Consider the following 20,934-nt stretch of genomic DNA (forward strand, 5'->3'; position numbering starts at 1 on the left):
CGTGCACAGCAGCGAGGAAGAGAGCATGCGAGTACTGGTCGCCGAGGACGAGGAGGTCCTCGCGGAGCTGGTCGCCACCGGACTGCGGCGGGCCGGCTTCGCCGTCGACACCGTCTACAGCGGCGACGCCGCCCTCGCCTACCTCGGGCTGCACGACTACGACGTCGTCGTCCTCGACCGCGACCTGCCCCGCGTCCACGGCGACGACGTGGCGCGGGCCCTCGTCGCCGGGGCCGCCAGGACCCGGATCCTGATGCTGACCGCGGCCGCCACCCTGGAGGACCGCGTCGAGGGGCTCGACCTGGGGGCCGACGACTACCTCGCCAAGCCCTTCGAGTTCCCCGAGCTCGTCTCCCGGGTGCGCGCCCTGCGGCGGCGCAGCGCCCGTCCCGTACCGCCGCTCCTCGAACGGAACGGGCTGTGCATGGACACCGTCCGGCGGACCGTGACACGCGACGGGCGGGACCTCGACCTCTCCCCGAAGGAGTTCTCCGTGCTGCAGATCCTGCTGGAGGCGGACGGCGCGGCCGTCTCCGCCGAGGAGCTCCTGGAGCGGGCCTGGGACGCGCACACCGACCCCTTCACCGGCGCGGTACGGGTCTGCATGAGCAAGCTGCGGGGCAAGCTCGGCGAGCCGCCGCTGATCCGTACGGTGCAGGGCGTGGGGTACGCGCTGTGAACGGCGGTCCGATCGGTTCGGGCTCCACGATCCGGACGCGCGTCGCGCTCGTGTACGGAGCGGTCTTCGTCGTCCTCGGCGGGTGCCTGCTGGGGGTCGTGAACCTGCTCTCCCGCGCCGGTACGGAGGGCGAGGCGGAGGCCATAGCGGCGCGCGTGCGGGTCGCGGAGCCGTTCGAGACGGTCACCGTCCACCGGCTGAGCGACGACGTCAGCAGGGCCGCCGGCGAGCAGATGCTCATGTGGTCCTGCCTGGCGCTCGTCGTCATGGCCTTCGTCGCGGTCGTGGTGGGCTGGTGGACGGCGGGGCGGGTGCTGCGGCCGGTCCACGAGATGACGGCGCGGGCACGGAGGCTGTCCGAGCGGAACCTGCACGAGAGGATCGCGGCGAGCGGGCCCGACGACGAGCTGAAGGAGCTCGGCGACACGATCGACGCGCTGCTCGGCCGGCTGGAGACCGCGTTCGACAGCCAGCGGCGGTTCATCGCGAACGCCTCCCACGAGCTGCGGACGCCGCTCGCCACCCAGCGTGCGGCCATCCAGATCGGGATCGACGACTCCTCGGAGGTCAAGCAGGTCCTCCTCGACAGCAACCGGCGCAGTGAGCGGCTCATCGAGGGGCTGCTGATGCTGGCCCGGAGCGAGCGGGGGCTGGAGGAGCGGGAGGACGTGGACCTCGGGGCGGTGGTGGCGGAGGAGTGCGAGCGGTACGGGGTCGTGATGACGGGCGTAGGCGGCGGGGTGCGCGGAAACCGGGTGCTGCTCGCCCAGGCGGTACGGAACCTGCTCGCGAACGCCGTCGCCCACAACGTGCCCGGCGGCACCGTGGAGGTGACGGTGGCCGGCGGCGCGGTGACCGTCGTCAACACCGGGCCGGTGGTGGCCGCCGGGGATGTGCCGGGGCTCTTCGAACCGTTCCGGCGGGGCGAGGGGCGGGACCGGATGGGGCCGGGGGCGGGGCTCGGTCTGTCGATCGTGCGCTCGATCGCCGACGCGCACGGGGGGAGCGTGGAGGCGGTGGCGCGCGGGGCCGGGGACGGGGGCGGCCTGGTCGTGACCGTGACGTTGCCCGTCACGGTCACCGACCAGGCCGTGGCCCGGCGTTAGAACGGCGGCGGTGGAGCCGCCGCCCGGGGTCAGATCCGCCAGTCGGCGAGCAGCCCGCGGAAGAAGGCGGGGTGCGCGGTCTCGGCGGGGGCCGGTCCGGCGAGGAAGGTGCCGGTACGGGGGGCGGTGAGCTTACGGAGGTAGTCGAAGGCCTTGTTGTCCTCGTCGCCCCAGGCCACGAACTGCCAGTGGATCGGGCGCTCGGCGGCCTGGGCCAGGGCCTGGGTCGCGGCGGTCTTCGACTCGGGGGCGCCGTCGGTCTGGAAGACGACCAGCGCGGGGCGGGTGGGGTCGGTCTTCTCGTGGTGGGCGAGGACCTCTTCGACGGCGCGGTGGTAGTTGGTACGGCCCAGGCGGCCGAGGCCCGCGTTGATCTCGTCGATGCGGCCCTCGATGCCCTGGGGGCGGAGTTCGGCGGTGCCGTCGATGTCCGTGGAGAAGAAGACGGCGGTGACGGTGGCGCCCTCGTCGAGGTGGGCGGCGAGGGCGACGGTCTGCTCGGCGAGGCGCTGGACGGAGCCGTCCTTGAAGTACCCGCGCATCGACCCGGACCGGTCGACGACCAGGTACACGGCGGCCCGCGCCCCGAGAAGCCCCTGCTTCTTGAGCACGGCCCCGGCGGCCTTGTACGCCTCGGCGAGCTGGGGCGCGTCCGCCTTGACCTTCGCGAGCGGCGTGGCGGACCCGGCACCGGCGTCTGCGGGGGTGGGGGCGGGGGTGGCGTCGGTCTCGGGCGACTCGGCCTCGGTGGCGTCGGCCTCGGGGGCGGTGGCGTCGGGCTTGGGTGCCTCCGACTCGGTGGCGTCGGCCTCCGGTGCGTCGGCCTCGGCGGCCAGGGCCTCGGGTGCCTGCGCGTCGGTGGCGGCGGCCTGGGGCGCCTCCGCCTCGGGTGCCTCAGCCTGGGTGGCGACGGCCTCCGGCTCGGTGGCCTGCGGGTCGGCCTCCGACTCGGTGGCGTCGGCCTCCGGTGCGTCGGCTTCCGTGGCGGGCGCCACGGCCTCGTCCGGCTCCTCCTCGGCGGCGGCTTCCGCCTCCGCCGGGGCCTCGGGCTCGTCCACGACAGGCTCGTCCACGACAGGCTCCGCCTCCGCCGGGGCCTCGGGCTCGTCCGTGACGGGCTCCGCCTCCGGTGCGGGCGCCTCGGTGGTGGCGCCGGCCCCGGCAGGTGCCTGCGGCTCCGCCGCGACCTCGTCGTTGTCCGGCGCGGCAGTGGAGGCGTCCGCCTCCGGCTCGTCCACGACGAGCACCGCCTCCGCGTCAGGCGTGGGCGCCTTCGGCGCGTCCGGCTCGGCGGTCTTGTCAGCGGCCGCCGTCACGTTCTCCGCGGGAGTCTGCTCAACCTCGTCCCGACCGGCGCCCCGCGCCGGAGTCGAGGCCCTCGCTCGCGTCTCCCCGGCCGTCGGTACCTCCGCCAGGGTCTTCGACGTGCGGGCCTGGGGGACCTTCGGGTTGTCGAAGGCCGCTGCCACCAAGTCGTCCGCCGCGCGCTTCGCCGCGTCGTCGCCCGACGTCGGGGACGGGACCGTCACCGACCGGGGCTCCTGAGGCGTGGTCGCGCGTTCCGGCGCCGACTGGGGCGGGACGGAGGTTGCCGGAGTTTCGTCGTGCTGGTCCGCACGGTCGCGTCCGAACACCTTACGCAGCAAGCTCCGAATGCCCATGGGCGAGGCCTTTCGCATGAGTTGGGTGCGGTGAATGTCCGTACTGGGAGGATCATCCCTGGCCAGGGCGGACACGTAAGGTTAGCGGCCCCCGGTGTGTCGCCTTCGGCGCCCCGACACGCGGTGTCGGCGGCACCTGTCACCCCCGGTCGCCGCGCATTCATCCATCGTTCACCCCGACGCCTCCCCTCTGCACAGAGGCACACATAGCGTCGCCGCCGAACGTATTCCCGACAGCATGTCGGCGCAGGCTGCGCCGGAGGAGGACGAAGTGCGCAAACTGCTGCCGCTGCTGAGCACCAACCCGCACGGAGGCGGCCGTTCCGCCCTCACCTGCCGGTTCCGCTGTGGTGACGCCTGCTTCCACGAGGTGCCCAACACCAGCGACAACGAGTACGTCGGCGACGTCATAGCCGGCGCCCTCTCGCGCCGCTCCATGATGCGCGCCGCCGCCGTCGTGACCGTCGCCACCGCCGCCGGGACCGGCGTCGCCGTCGGCAGCGCCCCCGTCGCCGAGGCCCTTCCGCAGGGGCGTCCGCAGGCGCCCGGTCGTGCCGACGGCGCTCGTGGACTGCGCTTCGCGCCGGTTGCGCCCAACACCGCGGACCGGGTGACCGTTCCCACCGGCTACTCCCAGAACGTGGTCATCCGCTGGGGCGAGCCGATCCTCCGCGGCGCCCCGGCCTTCGACGCCGGCAAGCAGACCGCCAAGGCGCAGGCCGGCCAGTTCGGGTACAACAACGACTTCCTCTCCCTGCTGCCGCTGCGCGGGGAGCCGGGGCGGCAACTGCTCGTCGCCAACCACGAGTACACCGACGAGATCCTCATGTTCAAGGGGTACGACTCCGAGAACCCGACCCGCGAGCAGGTCGAGATCGCCTGGGCCGCCCACGGTCTGTCCGTCGTCGTGGTCCAGGAGGAGCACCGCTCCGGCAGGCTCACACCGGTCACCCGCCACCCGCTCAACCGCCGCCTCCACACCACCACCGAGTTCGAGCTGAGCGGCCCCGCCGCCGGCTCCCCCCTCCTGCGCACCTCCGCCGACCCCGCCGGCCGCACCGTGCTCGGCACCCTCAACAACTGCGCCGGCGGCACCACCCCGTGGGGCACGACGCTGCACGGCGAGGAGAACTTCAACCAGTACTTCGCCTACGGCTCCAGCGCCACCGACAAGCGGTACGGCATCGGCACGGGCGCCTCCGAGCGCAAGTGGGAGCGGTTCGACAAGCGCTTCGACCTGCGCCAGGAGCCCAACGAGGCGCACCGCCAGGGCTGGGTCGTCGAGCTCGACCCGTACGATCCCGACTCCACGCCCCGCAAGCGCACCGCGCTCGGCCGCTTCAAGCACGAGGCCGCGCAGCCCCGTCTGACCGAGGACGGCCGTCCCGTCGTCTACATGGGGGACGACGAGCGTTTCGACTACTTCTACAAGTTCGTGTCGTCGAAGCGGATGAAGAAGGGCAGTTCGCGGGCCGCCCGCGAGCACAACCTCACCCTGCTCGACGAGGGCACGCTGTACGTCGCCAAGCTGACCGGCGACAGCCCCCAGGACATCGACGGGACCGGGAAGCTTCCCAGCGACGGCGAGTTCGACGGCTCCGGCGTCTGGATCCCGCTCGCCACCGGCGACGTCTCGCACGTGCCCGGCATGACCGCCGACGAGGTGTACGTCTTCACCCGCCTCGCCGGTGACAAGGTCGGGGCGACGAAGATGGACCGCCCCGAGGACGTCGAGCCGTCCCCGCGCTCCGGCCGCGTCTACGTCGCGCTCACCAACAACTCCAACCGCGGCAAGGGCGCCAACCCGGGCGCCGACGAGGCCAACCCGCGCAACCTCAACAAGCACGGGCAGGTCCTGGAGCTCGCCGAGCACTGGGACGACCCGGCCTCGGACGGCTTCGCCTGGCGTCTCTTCCTCGTCGCCGGCGACCCGAACGACCCGGCCACGTACTACGCGGGCTACCCGAAGGAGAAGGTCAGCCCCATCTCCTGCCCGGACAACATCGCCTTCGACCCGTACGGCAACCTGTGGCTCTCCACCGACGGCAACGCGCTCGGTTCGCACGACGGCCTGTTCGGTGTCGCCACGCACGGCGAGCGGCGCGGTGAGCTCAAGCAGTTCCTGACCGTCCCGAAGGGTGCCGAGACCTGCGGCCCGATCATCCAGGACCGGCGGGTCGTCGTCGCCGTCCAGCACCCGGGCGAGGTCGACGGCGCGTCCGTCGAGAAGCCCGCCTCGGCCTGGCCCGACGGGCCCGGCAAAATCGTCCGCCCGGCCGTCGTCGCCGTGTGGCGCGAGGACGGTCGCGACATCGGCGTCTGATCCGGCGTACGACCGATGAGCCGGTGGTGTGAGGGGCCCGGGGGGTGCCCCTCACACCACCCCGAAGCCCTCCCGGAACCGTACGAACTGCTCGGCCGGCTCTCCCGTGTACGACCACGGCACCCACGAGGCGCGTGGGCCGAGCATGCCGAGGAGTTCCCGTGCCATCTCCGCCTGACCCGCGTAGCAGGCCGCGTGGGCGAGGTGGTTGAGGTCGGGGACCTCCTCGGGCGCCACCGGCCGGCCCGGCTCGCGGCCGCCGATCCAGCGGGCGTACGTGCGGCGCAGCTCGGTCACCGCCAGCTCGTGTTTCCAGTGCTGGTCGAAGCCGCGCACCGGGCCCCGGCCGAGCGCTCCGTCCGCGATGTAGCGGTACTCCTCCACGCGCGCCACCTGGACCAGGATCGGCAGCGGGGAGCCCGGCGGCGCCACGCCGGCGGCGTCCCGCGCGAAGTCGTACATCGCCCCGTGCGTGCCGTGCCACCGCGCCGACAGGTAGCGCAGCAGTTGCGCGTGCGCCTCCGTGTTGTACGGGTCGCGCCGCCGCACCTCGTCGAACCACCGGCGCAGTTCGCGGCGCGGCACCCCGCCCTCGTAGAGGCGGGCCACCGACAGCAGGGAGACCCAGGGCATCGGGTCGGCGGGCGCGGCGTCCGCAGCGCGCAGGCAGGCGTCGACGGTCGTGTCGAGCCTGCCCCGGTCCACGGCGTTGCCCCGGCCGGCCGCGATGGCCGTGTCGAAGACCCGTACCACCTCGGTCGCAGCCCGCAGCACCGCCGCGTCCGGGCTGTCCGGCTCGGCGGCCCGCCAGGCCTCGACCGCGGAGCTGCCCGCGGCGGCGTGCGCGAGGAGCCGCAGCCGGTGCGTGCGGCGGGTCCAGTCGTCGCCGGTGGCTGCCAGGAGATCCCGTACGCCCTGCCAGCGTCCGATGACGATGTCGTGCCGGGCCTCGGTGAGTGCGCGGTCCCCGAAGTCCGGGTCGAAGTCGGGCGTGAAGCGGGCCGATCGGGACGCGCGGCGGCGGACGGCCATCAGTCTCCCTCCTTCGGGTCGGCGCTCGGGCGTATCGGGTGACCTCAGAAGTCGGTGGCGAGCGACTCGTCCGGGCGGCGGGCGCGCGGTGTGCTGGGCGCGAAACGCTCCGCCGCCGCCAGGGCGCGTACGGCGTCGAGCCGGGCGGGGCGGTAGTACGCGCTCCCCTTGCGCCAGTACACGATCATCGGGACCAGGCCGACGAGGAGCCCGCCGATGCCGATCGTCAGCGCGGTCCTCGACAGTTCGGTGAGGGACTCGACGAACGCCCAGAGCATGAACACGGCGCCGAACAGCGGCCACACCCCGCCGAGCAGGAAGTTCCGTACGGAGGTCAGCAGCAGCGACTTGTACGCGACGACGGCGGCGATGCCCGCCAGCCCGTAGTAGAACGCGATCTGCAGGCCGATCGCGGCCACTCCGTCGCTGAGGACGCGCCCCACCGAACCGGCGGTCGCCGCCGCGCCGAACATCAGCAGCGCGGCAAGACCGACGGCGGCGATCGCCACCCACGGGGTGTTCCAGCGGCGGTGGACGGTTCCGAGGGCGGCCGGCATGGTGCGGTCGCGGCCCATCGCGAACAGGGAGCGGGTGACCTGGATGAGGGTGGTCTCCAGGGTCGCGACCGTGGACAGCAGCACCGCGACGATCAGCAGTTTGCCGCCGACGCCCGGCCAGATCTCCTGGCCGAGCACCGCGAGGACGTTGGCGCCGGCGGACTCGATCTGCCCGGCGCTCAGCAGCACGTTGACCGAGATCGTGAACGCCTCGAAGAAGAGGAAGACGACACCGACACCGACGAGCGCGGCGAGCCCGGCGGTGCGGCGGCTGTCGCGGGTCTCCTCGCTGAGGTTGCTGGTGACGTCCCAGCCCCAGTAGTAGAACGCGGCGATCAGCGCGCCCGACGCGAAGCCGGCCGGCCCGTCGAAGTGGCCGAAGCCGAGCCAGGACCAGTCGAAGGCGGTGGCGTGGCCGCGGTGCGCGAGGGCGGCCAGGACGAAGACGACGAGGATGGCGATCTCGACACCCGACATGAGGAGTTGGGCCCGTACGGTGAGCCGGGCGCCGCCCAGGACCACCAGCAGCATCATCAGGAACCAGCCCGCGCCGACGGCGGCGGCCAGCGGGGTGTTCTCGGCGAGCGCGGGGTCGATCAGGGAGAGCGTCAGCGCGCCCGCCGGGAGGGATCCGGCGACCATGAAGACGGTCGCGGAGACGACGAGGGCCCAGCCGGAGAGGAAGCCGAGGAACGGGTGGAGGGTGCGGCCCACCCAGGAGTATCCGGCGCCCGCGTTGACGTCGATCCGGCCGAGCCGGGCGTAGGCCAGGACGATGCCGAGCATCGGCACCGCGCAGTAGAGCAGCGCGGCGGGTCCGGCCAGGCCGACCGCGCCGAAGAGCACGGCGGTGGTGGCGGCGAGCGAGTAGGCGGGGGCGCTGCCGGCCACGGCCATGACGATGGTGTCGAAGGTCCCGAGGACATTGGGCTGGAGCCCTCTGCCGGTGGTGGTGCGCATGGCGATGTCCTTGGGTGGCACGGGGAGATGGCGCAGGACGAGGCGACCGTGCCGGTCGGGTCGGATCTCCCCGGTGGAAGCACGGGTCAAGGTGAATCGAGCGCATCGTAGTCGCACGAGTGGGTTCCGGTAACGGCGGTATGGAAGGTTCCACTCGGTGACCGCCGGTAAGTGCGACCGGGTGACTCGGGGCGGTGGGGCGCGGGTTCAGCCCGGGTCCTTCCGGGGCGTGGCGATCGCGCGGGCGGCCCGTACCTCCTGGCGCAGCGGTGCGAGGACGCCGTCCTCGTCCCCGGTGAGTTCCGTCCCGACCTCCACCAGGACGTCGCTGCGCCGCAGTCCGTCCGCGAGCTCGCGCAACTCCCGTGCCAGGGTCTCCGCTTCTTCCGCTTCCGGGGCGGGCGCTCCGTGGTCGACCCGGACCCGGGCGGCGGTCGTCGCGTCCACGATCCGCTCCACGGCGACGACCAGCGGCCACCAGGCGGCGGCCCGGGTGCCGGCCGGCGGCGGCTCGGTCAGCGCCCGCTGGAACTCCGAGCGCACGGTGGACAGGTCCCGGTAGAGCGCGCGCCGGGCCCGCACCCGGGCCGCCTGGTCCTCCGCTTCCGGCGGGCCGAACGCCCGCGCCACGTACGCCGCGGTGTCCGCGACCGCGTCCGCGAGCCGGTCGCCGATCCGGGTGTGCCAGGACTCCGGCCACAGCAGGTACCCGGCGACGAGGGCGATCCCGCAGCCGATGAGCGAGTCGTACAGCCGGGGCAGCACCAGGTCGAAGCCCTGCCGGTTGAGCAGGTCGGAGAGCAGCATGATGACGGGCGTGATCGCCGCGGTCTGGAAGGCGTACCCCTTGGCCGAGAAGGCGGGGATGAGCGCGGCGAGCAGCACCATCACCGGCACGTCCCACCAGCCGCGGGGCACCTGGGCGAGGACGAGCGCGGCGACGACGAGCCCGGCGGCGGTGCCGAACGCGCGCAGCACGGCGCGGGAGAAGACCGATCCGAAGTCGGGCTTCATCACGAACGTGACGGTGAGGGCGACCCAGTACGAGCGGGGTACGGCGATGAGCGAGACGAGCGTCTGGGCGAGTCCGATGCAGAGCGCGAGCCGCAGCCCGTACCGCCAGGACGCCCCGGAGAACAGCACGGCGCGGGCGGAGCGGCGGGCCCGGACGCGCAGCGCGGCGGGGCGGCCGAGCCGGTCGTCGGCGGCGAACGGCTTGGGCTCGGGTTCGTGGACGACGGCCGCGGCGTGGCGCAGGGCGTGGTCCACGGCCTTCTCGGAGGGACGGGACGGCTCGGGCAGGCGGGGGAGAGCGGCGTCCGTCCGGCCCTCGTCGACGGCGTCGGCCAGCGCGCGCACGGCCGCCGGGACCTCGGCGGGCAGCGGCCGGTGGAACCGTACCGCCGCCAGATGGGCGGCCGGGGCGGCCTCCACCAGCGGGATGACGACGTTCAGCTGGGCCAGCAGCCGCACGAGGGCGGGGGTGCGGCCGTGGTGGCGGGCGCGGCGGGCCAGGACGAGGTCGTACGCCTGGTTGAGGGAGGTGGTGACGGCCTGGCGTTTCTCGTCGTACGCGGGTGAACCGGCGGCTTCGAGGAGGTCGGCGACGGCCCGGTAGGTGCCGGCCACGGCCGCGCGTTCGGGCACCCCGCCGCGCAGGGGCCAGCCGAGCAGGGTCAGGACGAGGACGACGGCCCCGCCGAGGGTGAGCAGGGCGGGCGCCTTCCACCAGGGTTCGGGCATGGGCAGGCCCGCGCCGACGACGGCGTTGAGGAGGAGCAGGAGACCGGAGACGGAGGCGACGGCGCCGATCGACGAGATCATCCCGGAGGCGAGCGCGACCAGTGTGAGGGCGGCGACGGCGAGCCAGCCCTGGCCGAAGACGAGGCTGCCGAGGGTGACCCCGAGCGCGCCGAAGAGCTGGGGGACGGCGATGTTGTAGAACCGCATGCGGTACGCGTCGGCCGTGTCGCCGATGACCCCGGACAGGGCGCCCATGGAGACCAGGGCGCCGTGGACGGGCCGGTCGACGGCGAGGCCGACGGCGAGCGGCGCGGAGAGCGCGACCGACGCGCGGACGACGGCGGCCCAGGGCACGGGCGCGGCCTGCGGCCGGAGCCCGGCGGTGAGCCAGGGGGGCGGGGAGAGCCGTGAGGTGCGCGCCATGCGACCAACGTACGGGGGAAGGCGTGGCGCACGGGGAGCCGGCAGGTCCTTCGGCCCGGTCGCCTCAGCTGCGGTAGTTCTCCACCTCGGCCGCCGGGCGGACGGCGGCGGTGTCGGGATCCTCGCCGAATTCGGCCTTGGCGCGGCGCTGGCGCAACAGGTCCCAGCACTGGTCCAGTTGCACCTCGAGTTCGGCGAGCCGGGAGCGTTCCTCGGGGAGCAGCCCGCCCGTGCGTTGCCGCAGGGCGCGTTCCTCCTCGACGAGGGAGCTGATGCTCTCCAGGATCTGGTCGTCGTCCATGCGGTCCATGTGGTCCATGACATCCAGCGTGGCCGATCGGCGGCTCTCGTGCAGGTCGAGCGGGAGTGGCCCGGTCCGAAGCGGCCCTCTCGCACGGGCCGGCTCCGGCTGGTGTCAGTGGCGCAGGGCCTGGCCGATCTCGGCCTTCGTCGCGCCCGAGAGCGTCCGGTTGCTGCGTGCCGTGGCCGTCTTGGACGTACCCGGGGCGACGCCGCCGATGTTCACGACGACCGAGTCGAGCAGGCCACCGCCGTCGTCGCGGAAGTCGACCATGACCGTGTAGTCGGCGTTCCCGCCCTCGGGGTTGGTCGCCGTCACGTCGGCGGCGGTCCGGTTCCCCTCCGCCCTCACCGGCCCGGCCTCGACGTCGGCGGTGGCGTTCACGCCGTCCGTGATCTCGCCCATCCTCGACGCCGCCGCGGCGGTGGCGGACGAGACGGCGTCCCCGACCTTCGCCCTGTCCTCCTCCGTGCAGGCGGTGGAGGACAGGGCGAGGAGAGCGGTGACGGTCACGAGGGCCCGGGCCGGGGCACGGCTCATCGGGCCGCCGCGGGGCCGTAGCCGTCGTCCGTGGCGAGCGCCCAGATCACGAAGACGGAGACGGCCATGGAGAACAGCGCCCACCACGGGTGGTAGGGCAGGAAGAGGAACTGGGCGACGACGTTCAGCGCGGCGAGCGCGATACCGGCGACCCGGCCCCACTCGGCGCCCTTGAGGATTCCGTAACCGGTGATGGCGACGACGACGCCCAGGACGAGGTGGATCCATCCCCAGGCGGTCAGGTTGAACCTGAAGACGTAGTCGCCGACGTGGGCGTAGATGTCGTCCTCGGCGATTCCGGCGATGCCCTGGAGGATGTCCATGACGCCGGTGACCAGCATCAGGACGCCGGCGAAGAGGGTGCCGCCGGCGGCCCAGCCCGCCTTGGGACCGGTGTCGCGCTTCGGGGGTGGCGTTGCGGTGTTCTGGCTCATGGGCCCATCGTCCGGGCGGCGGTCCGGAAGCGATCGTTCAGCGGGGCCGAACGAGTGAGCGGAGGAACTGCGCGAGGGCCGCGTCGAACTCCTCCGGCCGCTCCAGGTTGGGCAGGTGGGCGGCCCGTTCGACGACCACCAGCGTGGAGTCGGGCAGGGCGGCGTGCATCGCCTCCGCGTCCGCGACCGGGGTGTACGTGTCGTCGCGGCCGACGACCACGAGTGCCGGCACGGACACCGTGGTGAGGAGCGCGCGGTAGTCCGGGCGCTCGGCGCGGCCGCGCAGGGCGGCGGCCGCGCCCGCCGGGTCGGTCGCGCACATCATCCGGTGCACATGGGCGGCGGCGTGGGTGTTGTACGGGGCGACCATCCGGTCGAGCACCTCGTCGGCGTACCGGCGCATGCCCGCCGCGCCCTCCGCGAGCAGCCGGTCGGCGAGGGCGTTGCGGCCCGCCTTCCCCTCCTCGGTCTCGGCGGCCGGGAAGGTGTCGGCGAGGACGAGGCCGAGGATCCGCTCGGGGAAGAGGCGGTAGCACTCCATGGCGATCTGGCCGCCCATCGAGAGCCCGGCGAGGACGAACTCCTCGATGCCGAGCCGGTCGAGGAGGGCGGCGAGGTCCCCGGCGAAGGCGGAGAGCGGGGTGGTGCCGGGGACGACGTCGCTCGCTCCGTAACCCCGGAGGTCGGGGGCGACGACCCGGTGCGTGGCGGAGAACCGGTCGATCTGGGGCTGCCACATGGTGCGGTCGAAGGGATGGCCGTGGACCAGGACGAGCGCGGGGCCGGTGCCCTTGTCCTCGTAGCCGATGACGACTCCGTCGAGCTCTGCGGAAAGCATGCCTGGAGGCTAGGCAGCCCCTCGGCATCGGTGCAATAAAATCTTTGCTCTCGGTGCAATCGTGGTCTCGGTGCAATCGTGGAGGTGGCCGACGTGGGCGAGGACTATCGCGGGCTCGCCGACCGGGTGGCGGAGGCGATCGCCGACGGGCGGCTGCGGCCCGGTGACCGGCTGCCTCCGCAGCGGGTCTTCGCCCGTCGCCACCGGATCGCGGGTTCCACCGCGATCCGGGTGTACGGCGAGCTGCGCCGGCGTGGCCTGGTCGTGGGCGAGGTGGGGCGCGGCACGTTCGTACGGGCGGCTCCGCCGCTGCCCGGCCCCGCGCTCGCCGAGGCGACGGGGGCCGCGCCCGTCGATCTCCAGCTCAACTACCCGGTGGTGGAAGGACAGCCGGAGCTGATGGCCCGCGCGCTCGCGTCGCTGGCCAGGCCCGATGTGCTGGCCGAGGCGACCCGGCGGCCCACGGCGGCGGTGGGGACCGCGGAGGCGAGGGCGGCGGCCGTGGGCGTCCTCGCGCGGGGCGGCTGGAAGCCGGACCCCGAGGCGGTGCTCTTCGCGGGCAACAGCCGCCAGGCCATCGCGGCCGCGGTCTCCGCGCTCGTACCGCCCGGTGGCCGGCTTGGTGTCGAGTCTCTGACGTATCCGCTGGTCAAGGCGGTGGCGGAGCGGCTCGGCGTCCAGCTGGTGCCGATCGCGCTCGACGCGGAGGGGATGCGGCCCGACGCGCTGGCGGCGGCCCACCGGGCAGCCCCGCTCGGCGCGGTGTACGTCCAGCCGACCCTGCACAATCCGCTTTCCGTGACGATGGGTTCGCGGCGGCGGGCCGAACTCGCGGCCGCGCTGCGGGAGTCCGGCCTGACGGCGATCGAGGACACGACCTGGGCGTTCCTGCTCCCGGACGGGCCGGACGGGTCAGATGAGTCGGGCTGGGCGGGTGGGTGGCCTTTGGCAGGCGGGTCGGGTGGGTCGGCCTCGCCGGACGGGGCAGGCGCTCCGGCGCCGTTGGCCGCGTACGCTCCCGAGCGCGTGGTCCTCGTGGACAGCCTCTCCAAGCGGCTCGCTCCCGGTCTCACGGTCGGTTATCTCGTCGCTCCGGAGGCGCGACGGGCGGATCTCGCGGACGCCTTGCGCTCCGGGGCGTGGACGGCGGGCGGTCTGGCGCTGGCCGCCGCCACGCGGTGGGCGGGCGACGGCACGGTCGCGGCGGTGGTGGCGGCCAAGCGGGCGGACCTCGCGGCCCGGGGCGACGTGGTGCGGCGCCGGCTGGGCGGGTACGCGATCCGTACCTCGCCGCTCTCCGCCTACTGCTGGTGGGACCTGCCCGCTCCGTGGCGGGCGGAGACCTTCGTCGCGGCGGCCGCCGAGCGCGCCGGGGTGGCGGTGACGCCGGGCAGCGCCTTCGCGGTCGGGCCCGGATCGGCTCCCGACGCGGTACGGGTGGGGCTGGCCTCACCGGCCCTGCCGGTCCTGGACGAGGCCCTGGGCGCGCTGTCGTCGCTCGCCGCCGGAGGACCCTGAGCGGGGCACGCATGTTCGGCAAGGCGCTGCGCGCGGCCTTCGGGGACGGCGTTCTACCTCCTCTACACCCACGAGGACGCGGCGGGCGGCCGTTGCCACGCCCGTAGCGGCCGGCGCGGCGGCGGTGGTACGCGACCGCCACGGTCGCGAGCAGCGGGCCCCAGGCGAGCAGCGGCAGGTAGCGGACGTACAGCAAGGACCTGCTGGGCCGGGCCGTCGGTGTGGGTACCGAGAGTTCTCACCGAGCCCCGCGTGAGGGAACCAGCCCACCAGCGCGAAGAGCGCGACCGCCCCCGGCGAGCGCGGCGGAGGTCGCGGCCGCCGCGCCGACCGGGTTTCCGCCGACGACCGGGCGTCCGCCGACGAACGGCGGTCGGCGCGGGAGCACCTCACCCCCGGAGGTAGGCGAGAGACGTGCGTCAGCGGGAGAGCGCGGAAGGCCGTTCCCCGCCACATGCGAGGCCGGAGAGAGGCGTGCGTCAGCGGGAGAGCGCGGAAGGCCGTTCCCCGCCACCGGCGAGGGAGGAGAGACGGGCCTCGATACGGGCGACGTCCCGTCGCTCCGCCGGGGCCAGCGGCGCCCCCGCCCCCGCCCGCAGACCGGCCGCCGCCGCCAGCAACCAGACCGCCCGGGAGACGCCCCCGGCGAGCGACTCGGCTCCCGCGAGGCCCTCCAGCGCGAGGGCGCGGGCGCGCGGGTCGCGGGTGGCGCGCGCCGCCGTGAGGGCGCGCAGATGCCAGGTGCGGGCGGTCGCCGCGTCGCCGCGGAGTTCGGAGACGAAGCCCAGCTCGGCGAGGATCAGGTGGTTGCCCTCCTCCGAGGAGACCTCCCGGTACCACTCCCGGATCCGCAGCAGCCGCTCCTCCGCCTCGTCCAGGCGCCCGGCGCGCCGCGCCCCCAGCGCGAGCCCCATCTCCGCGTAGATCTCGCCGAACTTGTAACCGTGCTCGGCGGCCCCCTGCCGCGCCCGCTCGTGCAGCTCCGCCGCCTTGTCCACGTCACCCGCGAGCAGCGCGAGCCGGCCGAGGCCCGAGAGGCGGGCGGACCGCTCGGCCGCGAGGCCCAGCTCCTCGGCGAGCCGCAGCCCCTCCTCGTGGAGCCGGGCGGCCCGCGCGTAGTCGCCGTCGATCTCGGCGAGCGCCGCCAGCGGGGAGACGGACTGCGACTCGCCCCACCGGTCGCCCAGCGCGCGGAACAGCGCCCTCCCCTCCCGCCCGTGCCTGCCCTGCGCCGCCAGGTCGCCCCGCAGCAGCGCCTGCGCCGCCCGCAGCGCGTGGACGGCGGCCCGCGCCCACGGATCCGCGGCGCCGACCTCCGCCACGAGCCGCTCGCTCTCGGCCAGGTCACCGGTGTTGAAGTGACCGTAGGCGACGAGCCAGCGGGCCCGGGCGCGGGCGCCCGGGTCGCCGATCGAGCCGTACGGCAGCTCCGACGTCCCGGCCTTCTCGCCGCACAGCAACGCGAAGGCGGCCGCGAGGACCCGTGCTTCGGGGCTTCGCGCCGCCGCCAGCTGCCGGCGGCCCTCCCGCAGCCGCCCCGACAGCAGCCAGTACCACGCCAGGGCGACCGCGAACCGGTCCGGGGCGGCGTCGAACGCGGCCCGCAGATTGGCGTGTTCGGCGTCGAGCCGCCGCAGCCACTCCCGCTGCGCGGGGCCGCGCAGCAGGGGAGCGGCGCGCTCGGCGAGGTCCAGGTAGTAGGCGCGGTGCCGTTCCCGTACCGCGTCGCCGTCGCCCATCTCCTCCAGGCGCTCGGTGGCGTACGCGGCGATCGACTCCAGCATCCGGTACCGCTCCCCGTCGCGGATCACGAGCGAGCGGTCCACGAGCCGGCCGAGCAGCTCCACCACGTCCAGGGTGGTGCCGCCGCCGCAGACGGCTTCCGCCGCGTCGAGGGTGCAGCCGTCCCGGTGCACGGAGAGGCGGCGCAGCACGATCCGCTCGGGGGCGGAGAGCAGTTCCCAGCTCCAGTCGATCACCGCGCGCAGCGTCTGCTGGCGGGCCGGAACGCCCCGGCGGCCGGTTGCCAGGACACGGAACCGGTCACCGAGCCGCTGCGCCAACTCCCCCGTACTCAGGGCGCGGAGGCGGGTGGCGGCCAGCTCCAGGGCGAGCGGGATGCCGTCGAGGCGGGCGCAGATCTCGGCGACGTCGGCGCGGTTGGCGTCGGTGAGGGCGAAGGAGGGGGTGGCGGCGGAGGCCCGGTCGGCGAAGAGGCGTACGGCGTCGGCGGGCGGGAGAGGGCCCAGCGGGCGTACGACCTCGCCGGGGACGGCGAGCGGTTCCCGGCTGGTGGCGAGGATCCGCAGGCCCGGCACGGCACGCAGCAGGCCGCTCGCCAACTCGGCGACGGCGTCGACGACATGCTCGCAGTTGTCGAGGACGAGGAGGGCGGGCCGGTCGCGCAGTGCGGCGGCCAGGCGCTCGATGGCGTCGCCCTGGGCGGCGTAGGCAGCATGGCGCGGGAGGGTGGCGGCGGTGTCCTCCCGGATGCCGAGGGCCGCGGTCACGGCTTCCGCCAGTTCGGCGGCGTCTCCGCGGTGACCGGCGAGCTCGACGAACCAGCCGTCACCCGCCACCTCCTGCGCGAGCCGGGTCTTGCCCACTCCGCCGGGCCCGGTCAGGGTCACCAGCCGGCCGGTGCGGAGGAGTCCGCCCAGCTCCCGCACCTCCCCGGCGCGCCCCACGAGCCCACCGAGCGGGCTCGGCGGGGACGCGGAGAGACGGGCGGTCCCACGCCCGAGCCAGGGACCCGCGCCGGCGTGCGCGCCACCGGCCGCGTCCGGGCTGGGGACGGCATCCGCACCGCCCACCGGGTCCGCGCCGCTCGCCGAGTCCGCACCGCCCACCGCGTCCGCGTCGCTCGCCGCGTCCGCACCGCCCACCGGGTCCGCGTCGCTCGCCGAGTCCGCACCGCCCACCGCGTCCGCGTCGCTCGCCGCGTCGTCGGCATCCGCTTCGGCGCCCGCCACCGCGCCCGCCACCGCGACCGCGTCCGCGTCGCCCGAAGGCGGCCGCGAGGCCGTGCCGCCGACCGCCGGTATGCCCGTGTCCGGGCCGGGACCGCGGCCCGCTCCCGGCCCGGAAGCCGGGGCGCCCGTCCTCGCCCCGCCGATGTGCTCCGGGGGCGTCACCGAAGGGTCCTGGCGGAGGATCGCGGTGTGGAGCGCGGCGAGTTCGGGGCTCGGGTCGACGCCCAGCTCCTCCGCGAGGCGCAGCCGCAGGGCCTCGTAGGAGGCGAGGGCCTCGCTCTGCCGGCCAGCGCCGTACAGGGCTCTCAACTGTGCCGCGCGCAGCCGCTCGCGCAGGGGGTGCGCGGTGACGAGCGGGGCGAGGTCCGCCGCCAGGGCGCCCAGGGCCGTGCGGTCACCCGACTCCCATCGCGCCTCGGCCCTTTCCTCCTCCGCGACGAGCCGTTCCTCCCCCAGCCGGTCCGCCTCCTCCCGTACGACGGGGTGGTCGGCGACGTCCGCGTACGCCTCGGTCCCCCGCCACAGGCCGAGCGCCTCGTCGAGCAGCGCCGCCCGCTCCCGGGGCCCCGGCGTACGCCCGGCGCGGGCGACGAGCGCGCGGAACCGGGCGGCGTCCGGTTCCCCCTCGTCCAGGACGAGCAGATAGCCGGCCGGCCGGTGCACGATCCGGTCGCGGCCGAGGGCGCGGCGGAGCACGGAGACCTTGACCTGGAGGGCGTTCGCGGCGCGGGCCGGCGGGCGGTCGCCCCAGAGCGCGTCGATCAGCAGACCCGTGGCGACGGGCCGCCCGGCCCGGGCCAGCAGACAGCCCAGCAGGACGCGTGCCTTCGCCTCCGGAACGCTGACGGGCCGGCCGGCTCCGTCCCGTACGGACAGTGGACCCAGCACCCCGAACCGCATGCCGGAACCGTAACCCACCGCCTGGCCCTCAGCGTTCCCTCAGCGGACCGTCAGCGGCCCCGCGCAGAGTCGTTCCTGTCACCCGGAGTACCGAACACAGGGAGCTGTGCGCACATGAGCAAGTACGCAGGACAGAAGGCCGTGATCATCGGCGGCACCATGGGCATGGGGCTCGCCATCGCCAAGCGTCTCGTCGAGGGCGGCGCGGAGGTGCTGCTCACCGGCCGCAACCCGAGGAACCTCAAGGAGGCCGCCGGCGAACTCGGCCCGGCCGCCCACGTCATCTCCTCGGACCTGGCCGACCTCGACGCCGTATGGGCCCTGCCGGCGATCGTCGATGAGCGGCTGGGCGGCGTGGACCTGCTCTTCGTCAACGCGGGCATCTCGGAGCTGGGCCCGATCGAGAAGATGACCGAGGACCAGTACGACCGGATGTTCGCGGTGAACCTCAAAGGGCCGTACTTCACCGTGCAGGGGCTGCTGCCGCTGCTGCGGGACGGCGGTGCGGTCGTCTTCACGACCTCGGTCGCCGATGTCACGGGCACGCCCGGCATGAGCGTCTACGCGGCGACGAAGGCCGGGCTGTGGTCCTTCGCGCAGGGGCTCGCCGCCGAGCTGGTCGGGCGCGGGATCCGGGTCAACGCGGTCTCGCCGGGCTACATCGACACCCCCGGGGGCGGGGTCCAGGGGCTCACGGAGGAGGAGCACCGGGCGTTCAAGGCGGCGGGTGACGCGGCCACGCCGATGCACCGGCACGGCACGGCCGACGAGGTGGCGAAGGCGGCGCTGTTCCTGGCCGTCGACGCGACGTTCACGACCGGGGTCAAGCTGGCCGTCGACGGAGGCCTGGTGCAGCAGATCGTGTCCGTGTAGACCGGGGCGCGCCGCCGTCGCAGACTGGTGAAAGCGGTTGAAACGGCACACGTCGGAAACGGCGGCACGCGTCGGAAACGGCGGCACGCGTCGGAATCGGCACGCGTCGGAGAAGGGCGCCCGCGTCCGGCAGGGTCGGCGGCCGGCAGGGCCCGCGTCGGGCACGGCCCGCGTCGGCACGGCGCACGCGTCCGACGCGGCCCACGGCACACGTCCCCGGACCCCGGAGGAATCGCATGACCGACCTCGCCATCGAGACCGAGAGCCTGGTCAAGGTCTTCGGCAAGAACCGTGCCGTGGACGGCATCGACCTCCGGGTTCCGGCCGGGACCGTCTACGGCGTCCTCGGCCCCAACGGCGCCGGCAAGACCACCGCCGTGAAGATGCTCGCCACCCTGCTCCGCCCGGACGGCGGCCGGGCCCGGGTCTTCGGCCTCGACGTGGTCGGGGACGCCGACGCGGTACGGGGCCGGGTCAGCCTCACCGGGCAGTACGCCTCCGTGGACGAGGACCTGACCGGCACCGAGAACCTGGTCCTGCTGGCCCGGCTCCTCGGCCACTCGCGGCCGGCCGCCCGTGACCGCTCCGCGCAGCTGCTCGCCGCGTTCGGGCTCGCGGAGGCCGCCGACAAGCAGGTCAAGCACTACTCGGGCGGGATGCGGCGCCGTATCGACATCGCCGCGTCCATCCTCAACACCCCCGACCTGCTCTTCCTCGACGAACCGACCACCGGCCTCGACCCGCGCAGCCGCAACCAGGTCTGGGACATCGTCCGCGCGGTCGTCGCCCAGGGCACCACCGTCCTGCTCACCACCCAGTACCTGGACGAGGCGGACCGGTTGGCCTCCCGTATCGCCGTGATCGACCACGGGAAGGTGATCGCCGAGGGCACGAAGGGCGAGCTGAAGGCGTCGGTGGGCTCGGGTTCGGTCCACGTACGGCTGCGCGACCCCGAGCAGCGCCCGGCCGCCGAACGGGTCCTCGCGACCGCCCTGAACGCCTCCGTGCAGCTCGACCCGGACCCGGTCGCCCTCACCGCCACCGTCAACGGGCACGGCACGGACCTCGGCGCCGCCGAACAGGCCGCCCGGGCGCTCGCGGAGCTGGCTGCGGAAGGGATCACGGTCGACAGCTTCGGTCTCGGACAGCCCAGCCTCGACGAGGTCTTCCTCGCCCTCACCGACCGGAAGGGATCGACGGCATGAGCACCGTCACCACCGGCAAGGACACGCGGCAGAGCGACGCCCTGGCCTTCGAGGCCCCGAAGGCCGAGGAGCTGGCCGCGCTCCTCGTCGGCCAGGAGCGGCCGACCCGGCCCGGCGCGCTGTCGGCGTCGCTGACCTTCGGCTGGCGCGCCATGCTGAAGATCAAGCACGTGCCGGAGCAGCTCTTCGACGTGACGGCGTTCCCGATCATGATGGTGCTGATGTACACGTACCTCTTCGGGGGCGCGCTGGCCGGTTCGGTCTCGGCGTACGTCCAGTTCCTGCTGCCCGGCATCCTGGTGCTGAGCGTCGTGATGATCACCATGTACACGGGGGTCTCGGTCAACACCGACATCGAGAAGGGTGTCTTCGACCGCTTCCGCACGCTGCCGATCTGGCGGCCGGCTCCGATGGTCGGTTATCTCCTCGGGGACGTGGTGCGCTATCTGATCGCCTCGGCGGTGATGCTCACCGTCGGCCTGATCATCGGCTACCGCCCGGGCGGCGGGGTCCTCGGCGTCCTAGCGGGTGTGGCGCTGCTGCTGGTGTTCTCGTTCGCCTTCTCGTGGATCTGGACGATGTTCGGTCTGCTGCTGCGCAGCGAGAAGTCCGTCATGGGCGTCTCGATGATGGTGATCTTCCCGCTGACGTTCCTGAGCAATGTCTTCGTGGACCCGAGGACGATGCCGGGCTGGCTCCAGGCCTTCGTCAACAACAACCCGGTGACGCATCTGGCGACGGCGATACGGGAGTTGATGGAGGGGCGCTGGCCGGCAACCGACATCGGCTGGTCGCTGGGGTGGTCGGCGGTGTTCGTGGTGGTCTTCGGCGCGGTGACGATGCGGCTCTACAACCGCAAGTGATCCGGC

At 74.1% G+C, this 20,934-nt stretch carries 16 protein-coding genes; 7 read left to right on the top strand and 9 right to left on the bottom strand.

Annotation, left to right across the window (positions count from 1 at the left end):
* The first annotated feature begins 25 nt into the window (after nucleotides 1–25).
* Nucleotides 26–679, top strand: coding sequence for a response regulator transcription factor (locus ACWDX6_RS07320; RefSeq protein WP_451483959.1), 654 nt, complete (start codon nucleotides 26–28; stop codon nucleotides 677–679).
* Nucleotides 676–1,785, top strand: a complete 1,110-nt coding sequence (locus ACWDX6_RS07325; RefSeq protein ID WP_451483960.1) for a sensor histidine kinase — start codon at nucleotides 676–678, stop codon at nucleotides 1,783–1,785. Before ACWDX6_RS07320 ends, ACWDX6_RS07325 begins: the two co-directional genes overlap by 4 nt.
* A gap of 29 nt (nucleotides 1,786–1,814) precedes the next feature.
* On the opposite strand, the gene ACWDX6_RS07330 is transcribed toward ACWDX6_RS07325, so the two are convergent.
* Nucleotides 1,815–3,314: a VWA domain-containing protein gene (locus tag ACWDX6_RS07330; protein WP_451483961.1), complete on the bottom strand. Its 1,500-nt coding sequence runs from the start codon at nucleotides 3,312–3,314 to the stop codon at nucleotides 1,815–1,817.
* Between the two features lie 403 nt (nucleotides 3,315–3,717).
* Here ACWDX6_RS07330 and ACWDX6_RS07335 point away from each other — a divergent pair, with 403 nt between their 5' ends.
* Entirely contained in the window at nucleotides 3,718–5,769 is a 2,052-nt protein-coding gene (locus tag ACWDX6_RS07335) for a PhoX family protein (protein WP_451484024.1), read from the top strand.
* 51 nt (nucleotides 5,770–5,820) lie between these two features.
* Here ACWDX6_RS07335 and ACWDX6_RS07340 read toward each other — a convergent pair whose 3' ends face one another.
* The 7 genes from ACWDX6_RS07340 to ACWDX6_RS07370 all read right to left on the bottom strand — a co-directional run bounded on the left by ACWDX6_RS07340 (nucleotide 5,821) and on the right by ACWDX6_RS07370 (nucleotide 12,597).
* A complete protein-coding gene (locus ACWDX6_RS07340; protein ID WP_451483962.1) occupies nucleotides 5,821–6,801 on the bottom strand; it encodes a hypothetical protein in 981 nt (326 codons plus the stop codon).
* Between the two features lie 44 nt (nucleotides 6,802–6,845).
* Entirely contained in the window at nucleotides 6,846–8,318 is a 1,473-nt protein-coding gene (locus ACWDX6_RS07345) for an APC family permease (protein ID WP_451484025.1), read from the bottom strand.
* 207 nt (nucleotides 8,319–8,525) lie between these two features.
* A complete protein-coding gene (locus tag ACWDX6_RS07350; RefSeq protein ID WP_451483963.1) occupies nucleotides 8,526–10,484 on the bottom strand; it encodes an FUSC family protein in 1,959 nt (652 codons plus the stop codon).
* 64 nt (nucleotides 10,485–10,548) lie between these two features.
* Entirely contained in the window at nucleotides 10,549–10,785 is a 237-nt protein-coding gene (locus tag ACWDX6_RS07355) for a DUF2630 family protein (RefSeq protein WP_403292964.1), read from the bottom strand.
* Between the two features lie 114 nt (nucleotides 10,786–10,899).
* Nucleotides 10,900–11,325 (bottom strand): hypothetical protein, encoded by a 426-nt coding sequence (locus ACWDX6_RS07360; RefSeq protein WP_451483964.1) that lies wholly within the window; start codon nucleotides 11,323–11,325, stop codon nucleotides 10,900–10,902.
* Nucleotides 11,322–11,759, bottom strand: a complete 438-nt coding sequence (locus ACWDX6_RS07365) for a DUF7144 family membrane protein (protein ID WP_451483965.1) — start codon at nucleotides 11,757–11,759, stop codon at nucleotides 11,322–11,324. Before ACWDX6_RS07365 ends, ACWDX6_RS07360 begins: the two co-directional genes overlap by 4 nt.
* A 37-nt stretch (nucleotides 11,760–11,796) precedes the next feature.
* Nucleotides 11,797–12,597: an alpha/beta fold hydrolase gene (locus ACWDX6_RS07370; protein WP_451483966.1), complete on the bottom strand. Its 801-nt coding sequence runs from the start codon at nucleotides 12,595–12,597 to the stop codon at nucleotides 11,797–11,799.
* Nucleotides 12,598–12,690: 93 nt separating this feature from the next.
* On the opposite strand from ACWDX6_RS07370, the gene ACWDX6_RS07375 reads away from it, so the two are divergent.
* Nucleotides 12,691–14,115, top strand: a complete 1,425-nt coding sequence (locus ACWDX6_RS07375) for an aminotransferase-like domain-containing protein (RefSeq protein ID WP_451483967.1) — start codon at nucleotides 12,691–12,693, stop codon at nucleotides 14,113–14,115.
* 479 nt (nucleotides 14,116–14,594) lie between these two features.
* On the opposite strand, the gene ACWDX6_RS07380 is transcribed toward ACWDX6_RS07375, so the two are convergent.
* Entirely contained in the window at nucleotides 14,595–17,987 is a 3,393-nt protein-coding gene (locus ACWDX6_RS07380; RefSeq protein WP_451483968.1) for an AfsR/SARP family transcriptional regulator, read from the bottom strand.
* A 114-nt stretch (nucleotides 17,988–18,101) separates the two neighbouring features.
* Here ACWDX6_RS07380 and ACWDX6_RS07385 point away from each other — a divergent pair, with 114 nt between their 5' ends.
* The 3 genes from ACWDX6_RS07385 (at nucleotide 18,102) to ACWDX6_RS07395 (ending at nucleotide 20,928) form a co-directional block, all read left to right on the top strand.
* The gene (locus ACWDX6_RS07385) at nucleotides 18,102–18,860 is read left to right on the top strand and encodes an SDR family oxidoreductase (protein ID WP_451483969.1); all 759 of its coding nucleotides are present in this window, start codon (nucleotides 18,102–18,104) and stop codon (nucleotides 18,858–18,860) included.
* Nucleotides 18,861–19,096: 236 nt separating this feature from the next.
* Nucleotides 19,097–20,065: an ATP-binding cassette domain-containing protein gene (locus ACWDX6_RS07390; RefSeq protein WP_451483970.1), complete on the top strand. Its 969-nt coding sequence runs from the start codon at nucleotides 19,097–19,099 to the stop codon at nucleotides 20,063–20,065.
* On the top strand, nucleotides 20,062–20,928 hold the full coding sequence (locus ACWDX6_RS07395; protein ID WP_451483971.1) for an ABC transporter permease: 867 nt from the start codon (nucleotides 20,062–20,064) through the stop codon (nucleotides 20,926–20,928). Before ACWDX6_RS07390 ends, ACWDX6_RS07395 begins: the two co-directional genes overlap by 4 nt.
* Nucleotides 20,929–20,934 lie beyond the last annotated feature (6 nt).

The organism is Streptomyces sp. NPDC003027 (assembly GCF_053591435.1).